Annotated in this window: 24 protein-coding genes; 12 read left to right on the top strand and 12 right to left on the bottom strand. The window is 28.8% G+C overall.

The features are described 5' to 3' along the window. Nucleotide 1 precedes the first annotated feature (1 nt). The 5 genes from Q0958_RS06480 to Q0958_RS06460 are packed head-to-tail and all read right to left on the bottom strand — an operon-like array spanning nt 2 to nt 2,569. Nucleotides 2-481, bottom strand: a complete 480-nt coding sequence (locus tag Q0958_RS06480; RefSeq protein ID WP_299121254.1) for a GNAT family N-acetyltransferase — start codon at nt 479-481, stop codon at nt 2-4. Nucleotides 482-490: 9 nt separating this feature from the next. Next, a complete protein-coding gene (locus Q0958_RS06475) occupies nt 491-1,081 on the bottom strand; it encodes a TlpA disulfide reductase family protein (protein ID WP_299121252.1) in 591 nt (196 codons plus the stop codon). A gap of 14 nt (nt 1,082-1,095) precedes the next feature. Beyond that, nucleotides 1,096-1,806: a hypothetical protein gene (locus tag Q0958_RS06470; protein WP_299121250.1), complete on the bottom strand. Its 711-nt coding sequence runs from the start codon at nt 1,804-1,806 to the stop codon at nt 1,096-1,098. Nucleotides 1,807-1,856: 50 nt separating this feature from the next. After that, a complete protein-coding gene (locus Q0958_RS06465; RefSeq protein ID WP_299121248.1) occupies nt 1,857-2,039 on the bottom strand; it encodes a hypothetical protein in 183 nt (60 codons plus the stop codon). After that, nucleotides 2,039-2,569 carry an N-acetyltransferase gene (locus Q0958_RS06460; RefSeq protein WP_299121246.1) on the bottom strand — a complete coding sequence of 177 codons (531 nt, stop codon included), beginning with the start codon at nt 2,567-2,569 and terminating at the stop codon, nt 2,039-2,041. The genes Q0958_RS06465 and Q0958_RS06460 overlap by 1 nt, the downstream gene beginning before the upstream one ends. 248 nt (nt 2,570-2,817) lie before the next feature. Between Q0958_RS06460 and fahA the strand changes: the two genes are divergently transcribed. Next, nucleotides 2,818-4,098 carry a fumarylacetoacetase gene (gene fahA, locus Q0958_RS06455; RefSeq protein ID WP_272149168.1) on the top strand — a complete coding sequence of 427 codons (1,281 nt, stop codon included), beginning with the start codon at nt 2,818-2,820 and terminating at the stop codon, nt 4,096-4,098. A 50-nt stretch (nt 4,099-4,148) separates the two neighbouring features. On the opposite strand, the gene Q0958_RS06450 is transcribed toward fahA, so the two are convergent. Both Q0958_RS06450 and Q0958_RS06445 read right to left on the bottom strand, forming a co-directional pair. Beyond that, nucleotides 4,149-5,321, bottom strand: a complete 1,173-nt coding sequence (locus Q0958_RS06450; RefSeq protein WP_299121241.1) for an MFS transporter — start codon at nt 5,319-5,321, stop codon at nt 4,149-4,151. Then, nucleotides 5,322-5,903: an HD family hydrolase gene (locus tag Q0958_RS06445; RefSeq protein WP_299121238.1), complete on the bottom strand. Its 582-nt coding sequence runs from the start codon at nt 5,901-5,903 to the stop codon at nt 5,322-5,324. Between the two features lie 73 nt (nt 5,904-5,976). Here Q0958_RS06445 and Q0958_RS06440 point away from each other — a divergent pair, with 73 nt between their 5' ends. Continuing rightward, nucleotides 5,977-6,534 (top strand): Crp/Fnr family transcriptional regulator, encoded by a 558-nt coding sequence (locus Q0958_RS06440; protein WP_299121235.1) that lies wholly within the window; start codon nt 5,977-5,979, stop codon nt 6,532-6,534. Nucleotides 6,535-6,545: 11 nt separating this feature from the next. Here the strand turns inward: Q0958_RS06440 and Q0958_RS06435 are convergent, their stop codons facing one another. Together Q0958_RS06435 and ytxJ are read right to left on the bottom strand one after the other, a co-directional pair. Next, nucleotides 6,546-8,105: a DEAD/DEAH box helicase family protein gene (locus Q0958_RS06435; RefSeq protein ID WP_150898713.1), complete on the bottom strand. Its 1,560-nt coding sequence runs from the start codon at nt 8,103-8,105 to the stop codon at nt 6,546-6,548. A 71-nt stretch (nt 8,106-8,176) separates the two neighbouring features. Continuing rightward, complete coding sequence (gene ytxJ, locus Q0958_RS06430) at nt 8,177-8,569, bottom strand: bacillithiol system redox-active protein YtxJ (RefSeq protein ID WP_299121233.1); 393 nt, start codon at nt 8,567-8,569, stop codon at nt 8,177-8,179. A gap of 141 nt (nt 8,570-8,710) precedes the next feature. Between ytxJ and clpB the strand changes: the two genes are divergently transcribed. The 4 genes from clpB to Q0958_RS06410 all read left to right on the top strand — a co-directional run bounded on the left by clpB (nt 8,711) and on the right by Q0958_RS06410 (nt 14,386). Beyond that, nucleotides 8,711-11,314: an ATP-dependent chaperone ClpB gene (gene clpB, locus Q0958_RS06425; protein ID WP_299121230.1), complete on the top strand. Its 2,604-nt coding sequence runs from the start codon at nt 8,711-8,713 to the stop codon at nt 11,312-11,314. Nucleotides 11,315-11,423: 109 nt separating this feature from the next. After that, entirely contained in the window at nt 11,424-11,984 is a 561-nt protein-coding gene (locus Q0958_RS06420; RefSeq protein ID WP_299121227.1) for a DUF4956 domain-containing protein, read from the top strand. Continuing rightward, a complete protein-coding gene (locus Q0958_RS06415) occupies nt 11,984-13,885 on the top strand; it encodes a PEP/pyruvate-binding domain-containing protein (protein ID WP_299121224.1) in 1,902 nt (633 codons plus the stop codon). The genes Q0958_RS06420 and Q0958_RS06415 overlap by 1 nt, the downstream gene beginning before the upstream one ends. Nucleotides 13,886-13,888: 3 nt before the next feature. Further along, the gene (locus Q0958_RS06410) at nt 13,889-14,386 is read left to right on the top strand and encodes a phosphoglycerate mutase family protein (protein WP_299121221.1); all 498 of its coding nucleotides are present in this window, start codon (nt 13,889-13,891) and stop codon (nt 14,384-14,386) included. 3 nt (nt 14,387-14,389) lie between these two features. Here the strand turns inward: Q0958_RS06410 and Q0958_RS06405 are convergent, their stop codons facing one another. Both Q0958_RS06405 and Q0958_RS06400 read right to left on the bottom strand, forming a co-directional pair. Further along, nucleotides 14,390-15,112, bottom strand: coding sequence for a DUF6503 family protein (locus Q0958_RS06405; protein ID WP_299121218.1), 723 nt, complete (start codon nt 15,110-15,112; stop codon nt 14,390-14,392). A gap of 132 nt (nt 15,113-15,244) precedes the next feature. Beyond that, a complete protein-coding gene (locus Q0958_RS06400; protein WP_299121215.1) occupies nt 15,245-15,874 on the bottom strand; it encodes an OmpW family outer membrane protein in 630 nt (209 codons plus the stop codon). Between the two features lie 134 nt (nt 15,875-16,008). Here Q0958_RS06400 and smpB point away from each other — a divergent pair, with 134 nt between their 5' ends. The 5 genes from smpB to Q0958_RS06375 all read left to right on the top strand — a co-directional run bounded on the left by smpB (nt 16,009) and on the right by Q0958_RS06375 (nt 19,662). Continuing rightward, on the top strand, nt 16,009-16,467 hold the full coding sequence (gene smpB, locus Q0958_RS06395; protein ID WP_299121212.1) for an SsrA-binding protein SmpB: 459 nt from the start codon (nt 16,009-16,011) through the stop codon (nt 16,465-16,467). Then, nucleotides 16,467-17,363 carry a hypothetical protein gene (locus Q0958_RS06390; RefSeq protein ID WP_299121208.1) on the top strand — a complete coding sequence of 299 codons (897 nt, stop codon included), beginning with the start codon at nt 16,467-16,469 and terminating at the stop codon, nt 17,361-17,363. The genes smpB and Q0958_RS06390 overlap by 1 nt, the downstream gene beginning before the upstream one ends. Next, nucleotides 17,350-17,931, top strand: coding sequence for a Maf-like protein (locus Q0958_RS06385; protein ID WP_299121205.1), 582 nt, complete (start codon nt 17,350-17,352; stop codon nt 17,929-17,931). Before Q0958_RS06390 ends, Q0958_RS06385 begins: the two co-directional genes overlap by 14 nt. A 53-nt stretch (nt 17,932-17,984) precedes the next feature. Beyond that, a complete protein-coding gene (locus tag Q0958_RS06380) occupies nt 17,985-18,935 on the top strand; it encodes a transketolase family protein (RefSeq protein ID WP_299121201.1) in 951 nt (316 codons plus the stop codon). Between the two features lie 121 nt (nt 18,936-19,056). Continuing rightward, a complete protein-coding gene (locus Q0958_RS06375) occupies nt 19,057-19,662 on the top strand; it encodes a porin family protein (RefSeq protein ID WP_299121199.1) in 606 nt (201 codons plus the stop codon). Nucleotides 19,663-19,724: 62 nt separating this feature from the next. Here the strand turns inward: Q0958_RS06375 and Q0958_RS06370 are convergent, their stop codons facing one another. Then, nucleotides 19,725-20,618 (bottom strand): peptidylprolyl isomerase, encoded by an 894-nt coding sequence (locus tag Q0958_RS06370; RefSeq protein WP_299121197.1) that lies wholly within the window; start codon nt 20,616-20,618, stop codon nt 19,725-19,727. Between the two features lie 79 nt (nt 20,619-20,697). On the opposite strand from Q0958_RS06370, the gene Q0958_RS06365 reads away from it, so the two are divergent. Further along, nucleotides 20,698-21,087 carry an RNA-binding S4 domain-containing protein gene (locus Q0958_RS06365; protein WP_299121195.1) on the top strand — a complete coding sequence of 130 codons (390 nt, stop codon included), beginning with the start codon at nt 20,698-20,700 and terminating at the stop codon, nt 21,085-21,087. Nucleotides 21,088-21,096 lie beyond the last annotated feature (9 nt).

Below are 21,096 nucleotides of genomic sequence, written 5' to 3'. Positions count from 1 at the left end.
TTTATAATTCTTTATACATAATATAAGCATCTATGAACCCTAGTGTTTTATGCTTGAATGCTTTGGGAGTTATGCCTATAACTTCAAAACCAAACTTCTTCCAAAGAGCAACAGCTCCTTTATTGGTGCTCACTACAATATTAAACTGCATTCCAATAAAACCTATGTCTTTGGCTAATTTTAGAGAATGCTCACACAATTTTTTACCAATACCTTTTCCTTGAGCTTTTGGAGAAACCATATAACTTGCATTGGAAATATGACTTCCTAAATCGATCTGATTAGGTTTTACAATATAAGTTCCTAGAATTTGGCCTTCTTCTTCAAATACGTATGTATGCATATAACTTGCAAACCAGTGTTTTTGTAAATCGGTTTTAGGTGTTTTTGGTGAAAAAACATAGGTATCTTCTGTTTTTATAACGGCTTGAAAAATCTCCCAAATTTGATCAACATCTTTTTCTGTGGCTTTTCTTATCATTGTTAGGTTTTAATTGGATTTTTTTAATTCCTCAAGTAGTGTTGATATTCTAGCTATAAATTCAGCTTTATTCTTCTCTTCATTATCAATATCATTTGGAATTCGTTTCTCTATATTTTTAATTATTAAATTCTTATCTAGAATTAAAGTTTTAGGATATCCAAAAAAGCCATAAGTATCTATATATTCTTTTGCCTCAATAACATGAGTAAATTCAAATTTATTTGACTTTAAAAATTCATTAACCTCAGAATTACTTTGGAAAGTAATTGAAATAAAATTTACTGTGCTTCCAAATTCTGATTTTATTTTATTTAAAAGTGGCATTTCATCTATACAAGGATGACAATTACTAAACCAAAAATTTATTACTGTTGGTTTTCCTTTTAAAAATTCTGACTTAATCTTTTTACCATTCAAAAGTGTTAGCTCAAATAGTGGTAATTTTTTTTCTTTAAAATCATAAATTTTTTCTTTAAATAAACCTTTAAGACTCATTTCTTTCATCATAGCTTTTTTTAATGAATCAGACTCTGTTTTTTGTCCGAATGCTAAGCTTGAAATAGATACTAGTAATACTAGTAATAGTTTTTTATTCATCTAAAACAATTGATTTATTCTTCTATGATATTTCTATTTAATTCAAGTAAAGTAGAAAATTTAAAGAACTCATTTTTAGCTACCATTTCATATTCAAATTCAATAAATAATTCACAGGTTACTTTATATAAATCATCATTAACTTTTTCGAGTTTCATCTTTTTTATATCACATGGATTATACCTAGTACCTATATATACTGATGTTTCAGTATTATCTTCAGGAGTTGTAGTTATAGTTAAATTATCCAAATCAAAGGGATCCTTCCTATCTAATGAAATCCATTCTGATATAATGCTAGTTTCTTCAGGTTGCGATACATCTAAACCAGAATCAAACGTCTTTAATGGAATTATTATTTTATGATATCGCTTTTTTTCAAGACCAATATTCTTATTTTCAAACCAATAACATAAAACCTCTCCTTTTTCTGCTTCAGTTTTATTTTGTAGGTCTATCCTTGGCATTGGTTTGATTAATTCATCTATATCATCTTTATCTAATTCTATAAATTCTCCAAGTGAATATATTTTATTTTTTAAGTCTGAATGTACTTCTAACTCTAACTCCGAAATACAATTTAGTAAATACTCCAGAGCCAGATAATCATTATTATTCTCTAAATGTGCTTTAATATTGTTATTGATATCTGACTTTACTGTTGGGGTTATTTTTAGCTTATCTAAAACTAAAATTAATTCTTTTGAATACTTTTCTAATGTCATTATTCTATTATATATGTTGAATAAAATGGAAGAAAAAATCCTCCGTTTTTTTATTTTTTCAATTTATCAATCATCTTTTCTGCTTTACCAGCAACAGACTTTCTTTTATCTGATGTTAACCTTAGCAAGTGCGGAAATAACCATTCTTTTAACTCTATATCAATTATTGACCATTTTATTTTTACAGCAGGAATCTTTTCCAATTCCAATATAAAACGGATAATAAATTTCATTATTCACTAAATTCTTTTGGATATTCAACAGTTCCACTAACACCTTTCAATCCATTTTTTACTAACTCAATTATCATACAATTCTCTTTTGGAACTTCAAATGGCAACTCAATACCATATTCACTTGCTTGCTTGTATCCGAATCGTGGATAATAATTTTCGTGTCCTAATAAAACAATTGATTTATATCCTAAATCTGTTGCTTTTTGATGTGCTTCTATAATTAGTTTTCCTCCTATTCCTCTATTTTGATATGTTGGCAATACTGAAACTGGTGCTAATGCTAAAGATTCAAATTCATTAACAGAATTGTTAATTTTTAACTTGGTAATTAAAATATGTCCAACAATTTTTCCGTCTATCTCTGCAACTAAAGATAATTCTGGTATAAAAGCTTCTGATTTTCTTAATCTTTCTACTAAAAACTGTTCTTTATGATCACTAAATTGCTCGTCTTTAAAGGCTTCTTTTATTAAACTGAAAACTTCTTTAAAATCGGTTATTCTTTCTTGTCTTATTTTCATTTTCATTGGTTTAATTTATATAGGAAGTAATCTGAAATATTGCATAGCATTTTATAAGCGAATATACTTAAAATAGACTTTAATAAGCATTACCACTACGATTATGTGATAAAGTCAATTCATTTAATCAGTATTTATTTTAAGTTTTATATAACAATAAATTATTATTTTCTTTTCTAATTTTTTAACCATGAAATTGGGTAAAATTGAAAAAAATATGTAGGTTTGATGTAAAATAAAACACAACAAATTCAATGGAAATTACTGCGAATAATCCTAATAGAAAATCTTGGTTAACTGTTAATGAGAACTCAGATTTTCCTATCCAAAATATTCCTTTTGGAGTATTTATTACTAAAGACGATATTATTACTATTGGTACTAGAATTGGTGATTTTGCTATTGATTTAGGGGCCTTACACCAACTTGGATATTTTGAAGGTATTCCTCTTACTGATGATATTTTCTTACAAGATACTTTAAATGACTTTATTGCCGACGGTAGAAAAACTTGGCGTTTAGTTAGAAATAGAATTGCCGATATTTTTGATGTTACTAATGGTAAATTACGTGACAATGCAGATCATAAAGACAAGGTAATTTTTAGAATGGAAGATGTAGAAATGCAATTGCCTGTTGCTGTAGGTGATTATACAGATTTCTATGCCAGTAAAGAACATGCTACAAACGTAGGTTCTTTATTCCGTGATCCTGAAAATGCTTTATTACCAAACTGGTTACACATACCTATCGGATACCACGGAAGAAGCTCTTCTATTATTCCATCAGGAACACCTATTCGTCGTCCTTTAGGACAACAAAGACCTAGTGAAGGAGAAACTACACCTAACTTTGGTCCTTCAAAATTATTAGATTTTGAATTAGAAATGGCATTCATAACTACAGCTTCTAACCACCTAGGAGAACGTATTCCAATCGAAGAAACTGAAGATTATATTTTCGGATTGGTATTATTTAACGATTGGTCTGCTCGTGATATTCAAGCTTGGGAATATGTACCGTTAGGTCCTTTCTTAGGAAAGAACTTTGCTTCTACTATTTCTCCTTGGATTGTTACTTTAGATGCTTTAGAGCCTTTTAGAGTTGAAAATCCTAAACAAGTTCACGAACCTTTACCATACTTAAGAAAAGAAGGAAAAGGAAGTTATGATATTAACTTACAAATGGCTATTCAACCAGAAAATGCAGAAGAAACTGTAGTTTGTAATTCAAACTTTAAGTACATGTACTGGACTATGGCTCAGCAATTAGCACATCATACTGTAAATGGATGTCCTGTAAACGCTGGAGATATGATGGGAAGTGGAACTATTTCTGGTCCTACTAAAGATAGTTTTGGTTCTATGCTTGAATTAACTTGGAGAGGTCAAAACCCTATCAAGATGAATGATGGTACAGAACGTAAGTTTATCAACGATCACGATACAGTTATTATGCGTGGATATTCTAAAAACGATAAAGTACGTATTGGCTTTGGTGAATGTGTTGGTAAAATTTTACCTGCTATAGAATAGTAAAACCATATAATTTATAATAAAAAGATGCTCATTTTGAGCATCTTTTTTTATTTATAATCTTTATTTATTTTTAACCTAGTAATATAATACAAGCCAACAACAGCAAAAAATGCACAGGTATAAAAAGTTATAGGGATTTTTAAAATATCATCTCTATAGTACCAACCAGAGAAAAATGCACCAAGCCCAATTCCTGCCTCTAAAGCAATATACATTGTTGCTATAGATTTTCCTTTGGTTAATGGATTACTTAAATCTATTGTCCAAGCATTAATTGTTGGCGATAAAATTCCCATAGCTAAACCATATATGGCTGCACTAATTAATAAGCCATTTTTAAAATTTAAATAGCCCAATAAAACCAGTGAGATAGCTAAAACTATAAGTCCTATTTGAATCACTATTATTCTTCCGTATTTATCAGAAACTTTTCCTGCTATCATTCTTACAAATAAAGACGAAATTGTAAATACAATAAAAAATGTTCCCTTATTTATAATTGTTAAATGTTCGCTCCAATCTGGTATCAAAGTTAAAATAACTCCAAAACCTAAATAAGTTACAAATGTTATAACTGCCGATGGTAATGCTTCTTTAGCAATTATATCTCCTTTAGCTATTTTAAATGTAGCATACTGTATTTTTTGAGTATTGATTAAAGTTTCTTTTACTCTTAAAATTAATACAATAGATAGCAATGCTAGTAATGATGAACTATAAAAAAGAATGGTATAACTTGTATAAAGTTTAATATAACTTCCCAAAGCTGGCCCTAAAGCTAAACCAGAACTAAAACACAACCCTTGAATTCCCATTGCCTCTCCTAGTCTATTTTTAGGTATAATGTCTGATACATAGGCTGCAATGGCTGTTGGACTAAAACCTGTAGAAAATCCATGTAATAAACGTAAAAATAAAAAACCTGATACAGTAGTTAAAATTGGATATAAAACCCCACAAATAATACAAACTAACGCACCAAAAATCATAATTGGTTTACGCCCAACAGTATCTGTAAGCTTACCACTAAAAGGTCTTGATAATCCTGCTGTTAACGTAAACAGTGCAATAATTAATCCTTTGTATTCTGCTCCTCCTAAGCCACTTATATAATTTGGTAATTCAGGAATTAACATATTGTAACTTGCTGAAAAAAATAACGAGCTAATACAAACAAGAATAAAACTTGTAGAATATAATTTAGTGTTTGTTGTTTTCATTTAGAATGATGTAAATACTTCTTCTATTTCTTTTTTTGAGTAATCCCATATCAATTTCGATCCGTTTTCAATTGGACTCGTCTTTTTTAATACTTTATCTAGCGGAACATTGTATTCTTTCCAAGTTCCTCCATTATTAGAAACATTTTGTAAAATAGGTTCAAAACGATCCATTGCTTTGGCAAATTTAGCTTCATTGGTTTCTCCTTCCTCAAATTCTAACCAGATATCAATAAATTCCTTAGCCTGCTTCTCTGGTAATAATCCAAATATTCTTTTGGCAGCTTTTAATTCTTCAAAAGTATTTTTATGGTTCTTATCATTATCAAAAATAAAAACATCTCCCGAATCAATTTCAACAATGTCATGAATCAAAACCATTTTTAAAACTTTTAAAACATCTATCTTAACATCAGAATGTTCTGCTAAAATAATTGTCATCATTGCTAAATGCCAACTATGCTCTGCATCATTCTCACATCTATTGCTATTAAACAACTTTGTTTTTCGTTGTATATACTTTAACTTATCTATTTCTTTTATAAAATTTATTTGCTCTAAAAAACCCTTCATGTAATTCATTATTTATAATTTTACACTGCAAAAAACTAACTATTATAATTCTTATAAAAGGACAAATGTCCCAACTATAAAAATGATTCGAATAAATCCTGATTTTCTATCCTATGTTGAAGTTCTAGTTGAAAAACATTTAGATTATTTTACACTAGAAAAATATACTGCAAAAGAGGTTGTTTTAAAACAAGATAAGCGTTATCATTCATTATTCATTATAAAAAGTGGTATTACTAAATGCTATTTATCTGATGAAAATGGAAAAGATTTTATCCAAGAATTCTTAGGAGAAGGAATGGAATTTGGTGAATTAGAAGTTTTTAGTAGAAAATTAAGTTTTTGTACCATTGAAGCCATTTCTGAAGTAGAGTTATATAAAATTTCTCACCAAAACTATACTCAATTACTTGAAAACGATCCTATTTTTAATAGACTTGTGATGAAATCACTTGCAGCTAAAATTGCTTACAAAGCACCAAGACACTCGTTTCAACAATCGTATTCTATAGAAGAAAATATTTTAAAACTAAAAAAATCCTATCCAAACTTCGATAAAGTATTTTCTAAAAAAGATATTGCTAACTATTTAGGAATTACGGTTCGTAGTTTAAATAGGACTCTAAATAATTTGAACTAAGAATCTATTTTTTATTCTTCTTCTGGTGGTGGATGACCGTGAATTTGTTCGTAAACTTCATCGAAATTATTACGTAAATACGTATTTAATTTCTTTCTATAATCATCTTGTAACCAATCTATAAAATTGTGTGTACTCTTACAAATACACTTAGAATATCTAAAAATTCTATCATCAATATCACCGCCTAGTTTTTTAGCTAAAATTAAAGCATCAAAAACGTCTTCACTATTTTCAATACAAAGTTTTGCGTGATGTTCTATTGATTTTTCAAGTACTTTTTTAGAAGATTGACCTGCCTGAATTGTATCTACATATACTCGTTTTACATCAAAATATAAATCGGTAGAATTTGAAAATTCTTCTTTTACATCTGCAGGTAATTCATATCTAAAATCACTTTCAATTTCTTCATCAGATAATAAATTATCTAAATAGAAATTAGGTGATCTAAACATTTTTTGCCAATCTAAATCAGCTCCCCAAGGTCCAAAACGGTGGAAATTATTACCTAAATCAATTACATTGAATTCAGATTTTCCTGGTAAAATACGAGATCCTCTACCAATCATTTGGTAGTATAATGTTAATGATTTTGTCGCTCTATTTAAAATAATAGACTGCACAGATGGTTCATCAAATCCAGTTGTTAAAATACTTACAGAAGTGATAATAGCATTTGGTGTTTTATGAAACCACTGTAATATAAAATCTCTCTCTTTTTTAGTATTTGTATTATCTAAATGAGCAATTGGATATCCTGCTTTCTTAAAAGTATCAAATACATGTAACGAAGTATTAATACCATTATTGAAGATAAGTGTTTTAGTTCCTTTAGCACGTTCTTCATAAGCTTGTAAAAGCTTAGATAACATGTCTGTGTTTGTATATAAATCCTCTGAAGACTTTACGGTATAATCACCATTCGCACCAACTTCTAACGAAGTTAAACCTACATTATATGAATATACATTTGCTTTTGCTAAATATTCATTCTGAATTAAGTTACCAATACTTTCACCAGCAATTAACTCATCATAATTATCTCGCATTGGTAATTTGATATTCGAACTTAATGGAGTTGCTGTAACACCAAGAACAAACGACTTATCAAAAAACTTAAATAATTTGGTAAACGAATTATAGTGAGCCTCATCAATAATTACTAATCCAACATCTGAAATATCTAACATATCGTCGTTCAAACGATTGTTAAGTGTTTCAACCATTGCTACAAAACAATCATATTGACCTTGATCGTCTAAGCTAGCTTTACTATCTATAATTTTATTTTCAACACCGAACTCGCTTAACATTCTAGCTGTTTGTTTACAAAGTTCTATACGGTGTGTCATTATCAAAACTTTCTTTTGATAATGTTTTAAAAATTGACGTGTAATTTCTGAGAAAATTACTGTCTTCCCTCCTCCTGTTGGTAACTGATATAACAGATGATAATTTGGGGGAGCATTTTCAAAACTTTTAAAAATTCTATTAAGCGCATCCTTTTGGTAGCTATATAAGCTTTTTCCTTTAGGAGCTTGTGAAGTCGTCGTTGTTTCGTTACTCAATTTTAAAACTTTTTTGGGAGACGCAAAATTACGATGTATTTAGATAAATACAACAATAAACATTAGGTTTTTTAAAAACTTTTTAAATCAATTTCAGCAATACTATAGTGTGAAGCATGTGCTACAGCTATTCCATTTTTAATTACCAATAACTGAGGTGATTGGTGTAAAACTTGGAATTCATACCCTACCTCATTTGATAAATCTCTATAAGAAAGTAAATCCAAATAGTACACTTTAAAGTCTTTCATCGACTCATCAAAACTGTTTACAAAACGTTTTATAGCCATACTACTAATACCACATCTTGTCGAATGCTTAAAAATAGCTACAACTTCATTTTTAGATTGCTTTTTGATTTCTTCTAATTGATTTATTGAAGTTAAAGGAATCCAATTTACAAATGATTGTTGTTCCTCTTTTTTAGTTTTTTTACTACCAAATATTGAATTTAATATACCCATTACTATTTTTTTGATTCTGTCGCCTCAATTTACAATTCCTTTCAACAAGTCAAAAAGTCAGCAGAAACAATAAAAATAAAGACATTTTGACCGTTTTATTTACTTTTTTTTGAATGGTATTGAATTTGAAATCTACAAAACATGAATTTTAACAATTATACAATAAAATCACAAGAAACCATTCAACAAGCGCAGCAATTAGCGCAAAGTTATGGTCATAATCAAATAGAAAATGAGCATATTTTTAAGGCTATTTCTTTAGTTGATGAAAATGTGTTACCATTTATATTAAAAAAACTCAACATCAATTTAGATGTTGTACAGCAAATTTTAGACAAACAACTAGAAAGTTACTCTAAAGTTTCTGGTGTCGATATAATGCTTTCTAGAGAAGCAAGTAAAACCTTAAATGAAGCAAGTATTATTGCAAAAAAAATGAACGATGAATACGTATCTATCGAGCATTTAATACTTGCCATTATAAAATCAAAAAGCGGAATTGGACAAGCTTTAAAAGATCAAGGAGCTACTGAAAAGTTAGTCATAGCTGCTATTAATGAATTACGTAAAGGAGATCGTGTTACATCTCAAAGTGCAGAAGAAACGTATAATTCATTAAATAAATATGCTAAAAACTTAAATCAATTAGCACAAGATGGAAAATTAGATCCTGTTATTGGACGTGATGAAGAAATTCGTCGTTTACTTCAAATTTTATCAAGAAGAACAAAAAACAATCCAATTTTAGTAGGTGAACCAGGTACTGGTAAAACTGCTATTGCAGAAGGCTTAGCTCATAGAATTATTCGTGGTGATGTTCCTGAAAACTTAAAAGAAAAACAAATTTTTTCTTTAGACATGGGAGCTTTAATCGCGGGGGCAAAATACAAAGGTGAATTTGAAGAGCGCTTAAAGTCGGTTGTAAAAGAAGTTACTACTTCAGAAGGTGATATTGTTTTATTTATAGACGAAATTCACACTTTAGTTGGTGCTGGAGGTGGTCAAGGAGCTATGGATGCTGCTAATATTTTAAAGCCAGCTTTAGCTCGTGGTGAACTGAGAGCTATTGGTGCCACTACTCTAGATGAATATCAAAAGTATTTTGAAAAGGATAAAGCTTTAGAACGTCGTTTTCAAAAAGTATTGGTAGATGAACCAGATACAGAAAGCGCTATTTCAATCTTACGTGGTATTAAGGATAAATACGAAACACATCATAAAGTTCGTATTAAAGATGAGGCCATTATTGGAGCTGTAGAATTATCGCAACGTTATATTACCAATCGTTTTTTACCAGACAAAGCCATTGATTTAATGGATGAAGCTGCTTCTAAATTACGAATGGAGATTAACTCTAAGCCAGAAGAATTAGATGTCTTAGATCGTAAAATAATGCAGTTAGAGATAGAAATTGAAGCTATTAAACGAGAAAATGATGAGATAAAGTTAAAATCGTTAAATGCTGATATTGCTAACTTAAAAGAAGAACGCAATGAAATAAATGCTAAATGGCAATCTGAAAAAAGTGTAGTAGATGCTGTCCAACAATTAAAAACAGACATTGAAAACTACAAAGTAGAAGCCGAAAAAGCAGAGCGTCAAGGAGATTACGGAAAGGTTGCTGAAATACGTTATGGTAAGATAAAAGAGGCTCAGGAAGCATTAGAAACACAGCAAGAAATTTTAGCAAATCAAAGTGAGAACGCTTTAATTAAAGAAGAAGTTACTTATGATGACATTGCAGAAGTTGTTGCTAAATGGACTGGTGTACCTGTAACGAAAATGTTACAGTCGGAAAGAGAAAAGCTTCTAAAATTAGAGGACGAATTACACAAACGTGTTGTTGGACAAGAAGAAGCTATTGAAGCTGTTTCTGACGCTGTACGTAGATCAAGAGCAGGATTACAAAATCCTAATAAACCAATTGGAAGTTTCTTATTCCTAGGAACTACTGGAGTTGGTAAAACAGAATTAGCAAAAGCTTTAGCTGATTATTTATTTGACGATGAAAATGCAATGACTCGTATTGATATGAGTGAATATCAAGAACGTCATTCAGTAAGTCGTTTAGTTGGAGCACCTCCGGGATATGTTGGTTATGATGAAGGTGGACAATTAACTGAAGCTGTTAGAAGAAAGCCATATTCGGTAGTTTTATTGGATGAAATTGAAAAAGCTCATCCTGATACTTTTAATATTCTTTTACAAGTTTTAGATGAAGGTAGGTTAACTGATAATAAAGGTCGTGTAGCTGATTTTAAAAATACAATCATTATTATGACTTCAAATATGGGGAGCCATATAATTCAAGAAAAGTTTGAAAACTTTAAAGGAGATGTTTACTCTACAATGGAAACAGCTAAAACTGAAGTTTTAGGATTACTAAAACAAACAGTTCGTCCTGAGTTTTTAAATAGAATTGACGACATTATTATGTTTACACCTTTATCGCAAGATAATATTAAGCAAATAGTGAAGTTACAGCTAAACAGCGTAAAGAAAATGGTATCAGAGCAGGGAATTACTCTAGATGCTACGGATGAAGCTATTGGTTATTTAGCTGAAAAAGGGTTTCAACCTGAATTTGGAGCACGTCCGGTAAAACGTGTCATACAAAAACAGGTATTAAACCAATTATCTAAAGAAATATTATCAGGTAAAATAACAACTGACAGCATTATTTTATTGGACGCTTTTGACGATAAGTTAGTTTTTAGAAACCAATCTAGTTTAGTAGAAAATTAATAGTTTATATATATAGTTATTTCGAAAAGTCAAAACCTTTGTGTTTTGGCTTTTCTTATTTATAGAAATCTAATAATTTCCTATTTTAGTAAAAACAATACAGCTATCGATGAATGAATTCCTACTTAAACTACTCATAAACATTGTCATTTCTATCATAATAATTCGTTTTATTTATTATAAATCGAACAAGAACAGCGATTATGTTTTTACCTACTTCATTATCGGGTTAATCGTTTTTTTGCTTTGTTACCTCCTTAAAAGTATTGAATTACAACTAGGTTTTGCTTTAGGACTCTTTGCTATTTTTGGAATTATCCGCTACAGAACTTCGGCTATAAGCATTAAAGAAATGACTTACCTATTCTCCATTATAGGTTTATCTATTATTAATTCTTTAACCGAATGGCATTACTATAAAGAGCTTATACTTTCAAACATCATTGTTATTATTTTTATTGGAGTATTAGAAAAAATTTTCATGCATAAGAAATTAAAAACCACTACAATTACTTATGCTAACACTGAAAACTTTAATCTTCAAGATGAACAAGAATTAATAAAATCTATTGAAAAACAATTGAACATTACAATTCAAAAAATTGATGTAAAAAAGATTGACTATCTTAACAACACCACGGATATTGTTATCCATTATTCTACAATTTAATGAAGCCTTTAATTACAATAGTTACTTTTTTATTTCTTGCGTTTAACTTACATGCGCAAAATTATAAAGGCAGTTTAAAAACAATTGAAGAATTTAATAAACTATCTCACAAACCATTATCTAACAAATATGGCTTTGTAAAATCGCTAAAAATAGTTTACAACTTAAAAAACAAAAAACTGTATTATACCAACAATAAAACTTATAAATATCACTATGAGTTTGTTATAAACTACCTAGAGTACGACATTCCTTTAGACAACTTCAATAAGTATAATTACAAAGAACAGCACAAAAACAAACGATTTTTACTTGCTAATATTAACTACTATCAAAACCTAAACACTTATACTTTAGAACTATCTCCTGCTGATAAAATGAGTATTCAAGACATTATTTTTCTATACAATAAGGTTAAAAGTACTTCTTATTTCAAAAATTTTAAGTTCTTCTTAAACACTTCTAGATTAGTCAAAGAAAAAAAACAGTTATTAATTCCTACAATTTCAGCAAATGAGATTTATGGTAACCAAATTTATCAACCTATTTCTTTAAACAAATCTTATGGAAAATTACGCTTTATTGACATTGACAACTTAGAAAATGAAAAAATTGATAAGACTGATATTGTTGTGGTAAACAAACCTATTTTAAGATTACCCATTGTAAATGGAGTAATTACTACTAGAATGCAAACACCTTTAAGTCATATCTCAGTTTTAGGGATTAATAGAAAAATACCTGTTGCAACCTATAAAAATGCTTATACCAACCCTCTTCTAAAAGAAAAAAATGGAAATTATGTTTCTTTTGAAGTTAAACCAGACACTTTTTTAATTAAAACTATTTCAAAAAAGAAATTTGATAGAAAAACTAAAGAGAGAAAAAGAAAATTAAAAGATTTAGACATTAACAGTAAAGTACATCAGTTAATTTCTGGAAAAGACTTACATCATAAGATGATTGATGCTGTAGGTGGAAAAGCTGCTAATTTTGGAGAATTGTACAAGTTATCTTTAAATTCTAATTTTAAAGTTCCAGAATGTTCTTTTGCAATTCCTTTTTACTATTATTTACAGCATATTAAAAAGCATGATATTGGCAAACTCATCCTTAAAACTATTGATAATTATAATACATTTAAAAATGATAGTTTGCTTTTTATCAATCTAAAAAAAATAAAAAAAGAAATAAAAAAAGCTCCTATTGATTCTGTATTAATCGCTAACATCAATAAAAGAATTAGCGATAATTGTAACTATGATAGAATTCGCTTTAGAAGCTCTACCAACGCAGAAGATATCATTGGTTTTAGCGGTGCTGGTTTATACACATCTAAAACTGGTGTTTTAAATGATTCAAAAAAAACATTTGCTAAGGCTATAAAAAAAGTTTGGGCTAGCTTATGGAACAAATCAGCATTTTTAGAACGAGAATTATTTAATATCAATCAAAAAACAGTAGCAATGGGAATTTTAGCACATCGCTCTTTTCCTAATGAAATAGCAAATGGTGTAGCAATTACAAAAAACTTATATCGAAAAGATTTTTATGGAAATGTCATCAATATCCAACTAGGTGAAGAACCAGTTGTAAATCCAAATAAAGATATTGTAAGCGAGCAAATTTTATGTTATGAAGGAGCTGATATTGAATTATATTCTAATAAAGAAGTTATTGAAGTTATTACCTACTCAAGTTTAAGTAAAAACAAATTGATACTTTCTGAAGATGAAATTTTAAATTTATCAAAACAACTTTATACTATAAAAAAATACTTTTATAAAAAAGTTTATAAAAGACGAAAAACCTTTCTTAATTTTGGCTTAGACATCGAGTTTAAAATTGATGGCAATAATAGAAATTTATACATTAAACAAGCTAGATACTTTAACGATTAGGAAATGAAATACTTTAAACTTTTTATCTTATTATTTATCATAAGTTCTTGTACTAAAAAAGAAACCGTTACAACAACTTACTATTTAATTCGCCATGCCGAAAAAGACAGAACTGATGCTACTAATAAAGACCCTAATCTGAATGAAAAAGGATTAGCACGTGCAAAAAAATGGGCTGAAGTTCTTAAAGATGTTGATTTCGATATGGTTTATGCTACTAACTACAAAAGAACACAACAGACTGCTGCTCCAACAGCAAAAAATAAAAATTTAGAAGTACTTTCATACAACCCAAAGAATTTATTTGATTCAGAATTTGAAAAAGCAACTAAAGGAAAAACGGTTTTAGTAGTTGGTCATAGCAATACAACTCCCGCTTTAGCTAATAAAATTTTAGATGAAGAAAAATATGAATTTATCAATGATCGTAATAATGCAAATTTGTACATCATTACAACCATTGATGATGTGAAGTCTCCTACTTTATTAAAAGTAGATTAACTTCTATTTGTTTAATTTAATTTGAACATTTTCTAAAATAATTTCAGAAACTTTTTTAAGCTTTCCTTCATCGTATAATTTATCGATGTTATAAAAATCGATGTCTTTATTTAAAGGTTTGTAGTTGTTATAATCTACAATACGAATTCCATCGACCAAAGTTTCTTTTTTTACATCTCTAAAACGTACTCCTCCTCCATTTGTATGATACTTATAAGCTAGGTAATCTAACTGAAAGTTATCTTTAGAAAACCAATAAATAAATACATCGTCAAAATCGGTTCCACCACCTTCTTCACTAAAAGTTACTTCTATTTTGTAGTATTCTTTTCCTTTTATGGTAGTTTCTCCTAGTACTTTCTTAAAAACTGCCTTATCATTTAATCCTAAAGGTAAAATTGAGAAATAATGTACTGAGTTTACTGAATTTCCATACCCCTTTTGCTTTTTCTCTGGTAATTCAACCAAACTATCATTTACATATCGTTTAAAACTATCATTTGATAATATATCTTTAATAGTTAAAGAATCTTTTTTTTCTTCTTTGATAAACTCAAAAAGACCATTATTCCTGTTAGCTTGATAAAATTTCTTTCTAAAATTAAAAGAAATTGTAGCATTTTTCAACGCACTCAAATTAGAGTTTTCTATTGATTTGTCTACTATCTCTTGCGCTGTAAACTGAGGTTTACAAGAAACTAGGAATAGTATACAAATTGCATACATATAACGCATAAGTTTTATTTTACTGTTTGTTTTAACAAAACTACAAGAATATTATACGATAAAATTTAAAGTTATGTTAATAAAAAAAGCAACCCAAAAAGGTTGCTCTTTATATTTATATATCAGTAATCATTAAAACCTCATACCAACACCAAAACCAATTAATAGTGGATTTATATCTACGGCAGCAGGAACAGTAGCTGCCCCAGCATTTACGGTAACATCTGTACTTAAACCTATGTATTTAGCATCTACATTTAAAAACCATGTATCATCTAAATCATAATCAAATCCAGCTTGAAATGCATAACTAAAAGAATTTTTGTAAGATACATCAACAACAGCACCTGGATTAGCACTATAAAAAATAGTATAGTTACCACCAGCACCTACATAAGGTCTAAAATTATTTAAATTAAAGTGATATTGTACCGTTAAAGTTGGAGGTAACAACCATACATGTCCTAAATCTACATTACCTAAAGCTGTTCCTACAGCATTTACATTATGTTTCGCTGTTCCTAAAATTAATTCAGCTGCAATGTTTTCAGTAAAAAAGTAGGTAAAATCTAGTTCAGGGATAAAACTGTTACTAATTTCAACATCTCCTCCAATAGTTCCTATTCTAGCAGATTCATTAGGCATTACAGATACCCATCTAAACCTAGCTTGCCATTTTTTCTCATCTTTTGTTTTTTCTTGAGCATTGATGTTCCCTACTAATAACACCCCGAAAATTAAGCCTAACACTAATTTTTTCATAATTTTTAAATTTAATTATTCACTTATTTCAAAGACAAAATTACTTTGAAGGTTTATGTAAAATCATGACTAAAATCATAGTTTATTATTTTTATAAATAAGCTTAACAATTATATTTATATTTGCTTTTACTTATGCAAAAAAACATCAACATACAGAATAAAAAAGCTCGTTTTGAATACGAGATACTTGATAAATATACAGCTGGTATTCAGCTTACAGGTACTGAAATAAAATCAATAAGACTTAGTAAGGCTCGTATTACCGAAAGTTTTTGTGAATTTAATGATCGAGGTGAGCTTTTTGTTATTAATATGTATATTGAAGAATATGCTTTTGGAAATAGTTATAACCACAAACCTAAAAGTGAACGCCGTTTATTATTAAACAAGCGTGAATTAAAAAAACTTGAAAGAGAAGTTGAAGCTAAAGGAAGTACAATAGTTCCTTTAAAACTTTTCATTAATGAAAACGGTTGGGCAAAACTTGAAATAGCTTTAGCTAAAGGAAAAAAGACTCACGATAAACGCCAAACTATAAAAGATAGAGACAACAAAAAGAATTTGGCAAGAATTAAAAAAGCATTTAATTAATGCTTTCTGTTTTTTTTAATATAATTCGTTGGAAAGAACTACTCTATTTTACCTTTATCCTCTTTCTCTTTAAATACTGCTTCTTATATGGTTGTGGTTTTAAAACAACACTGTCTTTTTTAGATTTAAGCATTTTAGCATTAGCTACTTCTTTTATAATAGCAACAGGATATTTATCTAGTTATTACAGACGAAAAAAAGGTAAGAAAAATGTTTTCCCTCTTTATAAGATAAAAAAGTTCGTTATTCTTTTTTCTTTTTTAGGTATTTTCCTAGGAACTATATTATCATTTAAAATAAACAAGCCTTATTATAGTTTTATTTTCATCTGTTGCTTAATTGCTACTATTATTTATGCAGCTAATACTATGAATAAAACATTTATTAATAGTATTGGTAGGTCGTTTTTAAAACCTTTTATAATTCTGATTGTTTTATGGTTTGATGCTCCTATTAATTTAACTCCAACTCAGTGGGATTTATTCTTTAAATTGCAATCTATTGCTATTCTATTTGCTATACTTTCTTTTTTAAGTAATCTACTTAGAGATACTATAATTGATATTAATAGAATAGATTATGATTACTCTAGAAAAAACACAACATTACCCGTAATTTTAGGAAGAAAAAGAACTAAGAATATCGCTTTAATTTTAGTTATAGCAATATGTATTATTGTATTATATTTTTCTGTAATCTATATTAAAAGTAGAGCCTTTTTATTAGCTATTTTTCTACTTTGTACTATTCCTGAATTAATTGTTATGTATTTCTTAATCAATGCTAATGGACCTAAAGGATATAAACTAGCCTCTAAAGCAATCAATATAGCCTATTTACTAGGTATTTTTAGTATTCCTATTGTTACTTACTATTTTAAATATGTTATCAAATAAATTATCCAATTACAATATTATTTTGGCTTCTAATTCACCTAGAAGACAACAACTTCTTAAAGATTTAGATTTCGATTTTGAAATAAGAACAAAAGAAGTTGAAGAAATTTATCCACCTGAATTATTAGGTACCGAAATAACTGATTTTTTAGCCAATTTAAAATCTGAGCCTTTTATAGATGAATTAAATGAAAATGATTTATTAATTACATCAGATACTATTGTTTGGTTTAATAACAAAGCGCTTGGTAAGCCTAAAAATTACGAAGAGGCCTTTCAAATGCTTAAAGAATTATCAAATAATACACATCAAGTAATAACTTCTATATGTTTATCAGGAAAAGAACATAAACATATATTAAATGATACAACAATAGTAACATTTAAAGAACTTACCGATGATGAAATTAACTATTACATAAATACCTACAAACCCTTTGATAAAGCTGGGGCTTATGGTATTCAAGAATGGATTGGAAAAATAGGAATTACAAAGTTAGAAGGTAGTTATTTTAATGTTATGGGCTTTCCTGTTCATAAACTTTACAAAGAATTGATAAATTTGTAGCATACATTTTTATAAAAGATTATTTTTGACCCGTATTTCACACAACATAACTGATGAAAAAATATACTTATACTGAAAAAAAAGATACCAGATCTGGATTTGGTGATGGTTTAACTGAATTAGGAAAAACAAACGAAAATGTTGTTGCATTATGTGCAGACTTAACTGGATCGTTAAAAATGGGAGATTTTGAGAAGAATCATCCTGAGCGTTTTTTCCAAATTGGTATTGCAGAAGCAAACATGATGGGAATTGCAGCTGGATTAACTATTGGAGGTAAAATACCTTTTACAGGAACTTTCGCAAACTTTTCTACTGGTCGTGTTTACGATCAAATTCGTCAATCTATTGCTTATTCAGATAAAAATGTAAAAATTTGTGCTTCTCACGCAGGATTAACTTTAGGTGAAGATGGAGCTACACACCAAATTTTAGAAGACATAGGTTTAATGAAAATGTTGCCTGGTATGACAGTTATTAATACTTGTGATTACAGTCAAACAAAAGCAGCTACTATTGCTATTGCTAATTTTGAAGGACCAGTTTATTTACGCTTTGGTAGACCAAAAGTACCAGTATTTATGACTGATGAACCTTTTGAAATTGGAAAAGGAATTAAATTAACTGAAGGAAACGATGTTACTATTGTAGCTACTGGACACTTAGTTTGGGAAGCTTTACAAGCTGCTGAGCAATTAGAAGAAAAAGGAATTTCTGCTGAAGTAATCAATATACATACAATTAAGCCTTTAGATGAAGAGATTATTTTAAAATCTGTTGCAAAAACTGGTTGTATTGTTACTGCTGAAGAGCATAACAAATATGGAGGTTTAGGTGAAAGTGTTGCTCGTTGTTTAGCTACTAATGCCCCTACTCCACAAGAATTTGTTGCTGTAAATGATACTTTTGGTGAATCTGCTACTCCAGCTGAATTGATGGAGAAATACGAAATAAACGATAAAGCAATCATTAAAGCTGTTGAAAAAGTAATTTCTAGAAAATAAACTTTCAAAACATAAAATTAAAAAGCATCATTTTAGTCTTAAAATGATGCTTCTTTATTTATACTCATCCAATATATTAATTAAAAATAAGTTTTATACATACATTCAAATCAAAAAAAAGATGAAAAAAGTAATTTTAATGGCGCTTCTTTTTATAGGAAGTATTCAGTTTGCACAAAGTCAAATACATTTTGGAATTAAAGGAGGTGTTAACTACAATTCTAAATCTATTTCAAATGTAAGTAGTGATATTCTTAGCGGAGCAAAAAGTAAAACAGGATTTCATGCTGGTATTTGGTTACGTGGAAAAATCCCTGTGCTTGGTTTATTTATTCAACCAGAATTAGTGTATACACAATTAAGTAATGAAGTTGTTTATTTACCTAAATCTGCAAATCCAAGTACTACTAGTTATGAGTTTAGAAAAATTGATATACCTGTATTATTAGGGAAAAAGGTTTTTGGCATTGGACGTGTTTTTGCGGGACCTTCATTCCAATATGTTTTAGATGGAGATTTTAGCATTAGTAATATAACTAATGTAAAAGCTGATGGTTTTTCTGTAGGAATGCAATTAGGAGCTGGTGTTGATATAGGAAAATTAGGTTTAGATGTACGCTGGGAAAGAGCTTTTTCTGATACAGAAAGTAGTTTACTAAATACAAGTACTGTTAATTTTGATACAAGAGTAAATCAAATTATTGTAGGTTTATCATATAGATTCTAAAAATATAAATCTAGCATATAAAAAAAACCGAAGTTAAAACTTCGGTTTTTTTTATATCTATTTTATTTAATATCTCTATTTAAATAATCTGGTACAGTAGGTTTGTTTGGATCACTAAAATCATTAGTTGGATCACCATCACCATTAGCATCTTCATCTTTAGTTAATTTACCGTCACCATCATCATCTGAATCTAAATAATTAGGTAAGGCATCATCATCTGTTCTATCATTAATAAATATGCCGTCTTTGTTAATATCCTCTAATATAGTAGGGACTTTATCTAAATCATGATCTGTATTTACAGCAAAATCTAATAAATCTATATAAAATATTAATTGCGCATTTGCTGGTACACTATTAGCACTTCTATTTTGATATGCTAAACCTGAAGGCATTATTAATATTCCTTTACCAAATTTCTTATAATTAATAGGTCCATTAATAGGATCATTAATACCTGCTTTAAAATTAGGTATACCAAAAGCCCATCCTCTTATTGGACTTGGGGCAAATCCTGCTCCTGTAGTAACGGCTAAACTCCACCATTGTGCAGTAGCACCTGTTTCTGCTAGTTTAAATTCACTAGTTTTTGTACTATACCAAACTTGATATTTAGTTAATACAGAGTCTACAGCTGTTGGACTTCCTTTTGGAGATTCACCTTCTTTAACCACAATATGATACAAATCATATTCAATATCGTTTACAGTGTGACTTTTCTTTATTACCCTACTATCTTGAGATAATGGAGTTTTACCTGAAACTAAAGGCTTAATTGAGTCTTTAGTATCATCATAATAATAATTATTTAAAAATTTTATAATAGAGTCTTTATCTTTTACTGCCTGCCCTTTGTGATCAAAAGCTGCAATAGTATTACCAGAACCTGTTCCACAAGAATATAAGATAACACTTACTATGGCCGTATAAAAAAAATGTTTAAATTTTATCATTTAGTTTTGAAATTTTAACGCGCAATTTACCATTTTTATACCTTTGTAAAAAATGTATTTTAAATTTTAACCTTTTTATATGAGAATTGATAAATATTTGTGGTGTATTCGTTTATTTAAAACACGTAGCATAGCTACAGAAGCTTGTAAAAAAGGACATGTAAAGATAGATGGTACTAATTTAAAACCATCTAAAGATATCTTTGGAAACGAAGAAATAACGATTAGAAAAAATCAAATTAATTATAAAATTAAAGTTTTAGATATACCACCTAATAGAGTTGGTGCAAAGTTGGTTGATTTATATAGGAAAGACTTAACTCCTAAAGAAGAGTTTGAGAAGACTGAGCTATTAAAATATTCTAAAGATTATTATAGAAAAAAAGGTACAGGAAGGCCAACTAAAAAAGACCGACGTGATATTGACGATTATTATGAAGATTCTAGCGAAAAAGAGTTTAATTTATAATAACTTTAC

The sequence above is a fragment of the uncultured Tenacibaculum sp. genome (genome assembly GCF_947499065.1).
GTDB lineage: Bacteria > Bacteroidota > Bacteroidia > Flavobacteriales > Flavobacteriaceae > Polaribacter.
The sequence above is the reverse complement of the archived record's forward strand: the minus strand, read 5'-3'. Positions and strand labels throughout refer to the sequence as shown.

Coding starts and splice junctions, on each gene's coding strand:
- ytxJ (WP_299121233.1), bottom strand. CDS start 8,569: ATGGGTATATTAAATTCAATATTTGGTAGTAAAAAAACTAAAAAAGAG.
- Q0958_RS06420 (WP_299121227.1), top strand. CDS start 11,424: ATGAATGAATTCCTACTTAAACTACTCATAAACATTGTCATTTCTATC.
- Q0958_RS06390 (WP_299121208.1), top strand. CDS start 16,467: ATGCTTTCTGTTTTTTTTAATATAATTCGTTGGAAAGAACTACTCTAT.
- Q0958_RS06365 (WP_299121195.1), top strand. CDS start 20,698: ATGAGAATTGATAAATATTTGTGGTGTATTCGTTTATTTAAAACACGT.
- clpB (WP_299121230.1), top strand. CDS start 8,711: ATGAATTTTAACAATTATACAATAAAATCACAAGAAACCATTCAACAA.
- Q0958_RS06480 (WP_299121254.1), bottom strand. CDS start 481: ATGATAAGAAAAGCCACAGAAAAAGATGTTGATCAAATTTGGGAGATT.
- fahA (WP_272149168.1), top strand. CDS start 2,818: ATGGAAATTACTGCGAATAATCCTAATAGAAAATCTTGGTTAACTGTT.
- Q0958_RS06440 (WP_299121235.1), top strand. CDS start 5,977: ATGATTCGAATAAATCCTGATTTTCTATCCTATGTTGAAGTTCTAGTT.
- Q0958_RS06410 (WP_299121221.1), top strand. CDS start 13,889: ATGAAATACTTTAAACTTTTTATCTTATTATTTATCATAAGTTCTTGT.
- smpB (WP_299121212.1), top strand. CDS start 16,009: ATGCAAAAAAACATCAACATACAGAATAAAAAAGCTCGTTTTGAATAC.
- Q0958_RS06475 (WP_299121252.1), bottom strand. CDS start 1,081: ATGAATAAAAAACTATTACTAGTATTACTAGTATCTATTTCAAGCTTA.
- Q0958_RS06450 (WP_299121241.1), bottom strand. CDS start 5,321: ATGAAAACAACAAACACTAAATTATATTCTACAAGTTTTATTCTTGTT.
- Q0958_RS06460 (WP_299121246.1), bottom strand. CDS start 2,569: ATGAAAATGAAAATAAGACAAGAAAGAATAACCGATTTTAAAGAAGTT.
- Q0958_RS06375 (WP_299121199.1), top strand. CDS start 19,057: ATGAAAAAAGTAATTTTAATGGCGCTTCTTTTTATAGGAAGTATTCAG.
- Q0958_RS06385 (WP_299121205.1), top strand. CDS start 17,350: ATGTTATCAAATAAATTATCCAATTACAATATTATTTTGGCTTCTAAT.
- Q0958_RS06415 (WP_299121224.1), top strand. CDS start 11,984: ATGAAGCCTTTAATTACAATAGTTACTTTTTTATTTCTTGCGTTTAAC.
- Q0958_RS06370 (WP_299121197.1), bottom strand. CDS start 20,618: ATGATAAAATTTAAACATTTTTTTTATACGGCCATAGTAAGTGTTATC.
- Q0958_RS06465 (WP_299121248.1), bottom strand. CDS start 2,039: ATGAAATTTATTATCCGTTTTATATTGGAATTGGAAAAGATTCCTGCT.
- Q0958_RS06380 (WP_299121201.1), top strand. CDS start 17,985: ATGAAAAAATATACTTATACTGAAAAAAAAGATACCAGATCTGGATTT.
- Q0958_RS06405 (WP_299121218.1), bottom strand. CDS start 15,112: ATGTATGCAATTTGTATACTATTCCTAGTTTCTTGTAAACCTCAGTTT.
- Q0958_RS06400 (WP_299121215.1), bottom strand. CDS start 15,874: ATGAAAAAATTAGTGTTAGGCTTAATTTTCGGGGTGTTATTAGTAGGG.
- Q0958_RS06470 (WP_299121250.1), bottom strand. CDS start 1,806: ATGACATTAGAAAAGTATTCAAAAGAATTAATTTTAGTTTTAGATAAG.
- Q0958_RS06445 (WP_299121238.1), bottom strand. CDS start 5,903: ATGAATTACATGAAGGGTTTTTTAGAGCAAATAAATTTTATAAAAGAA.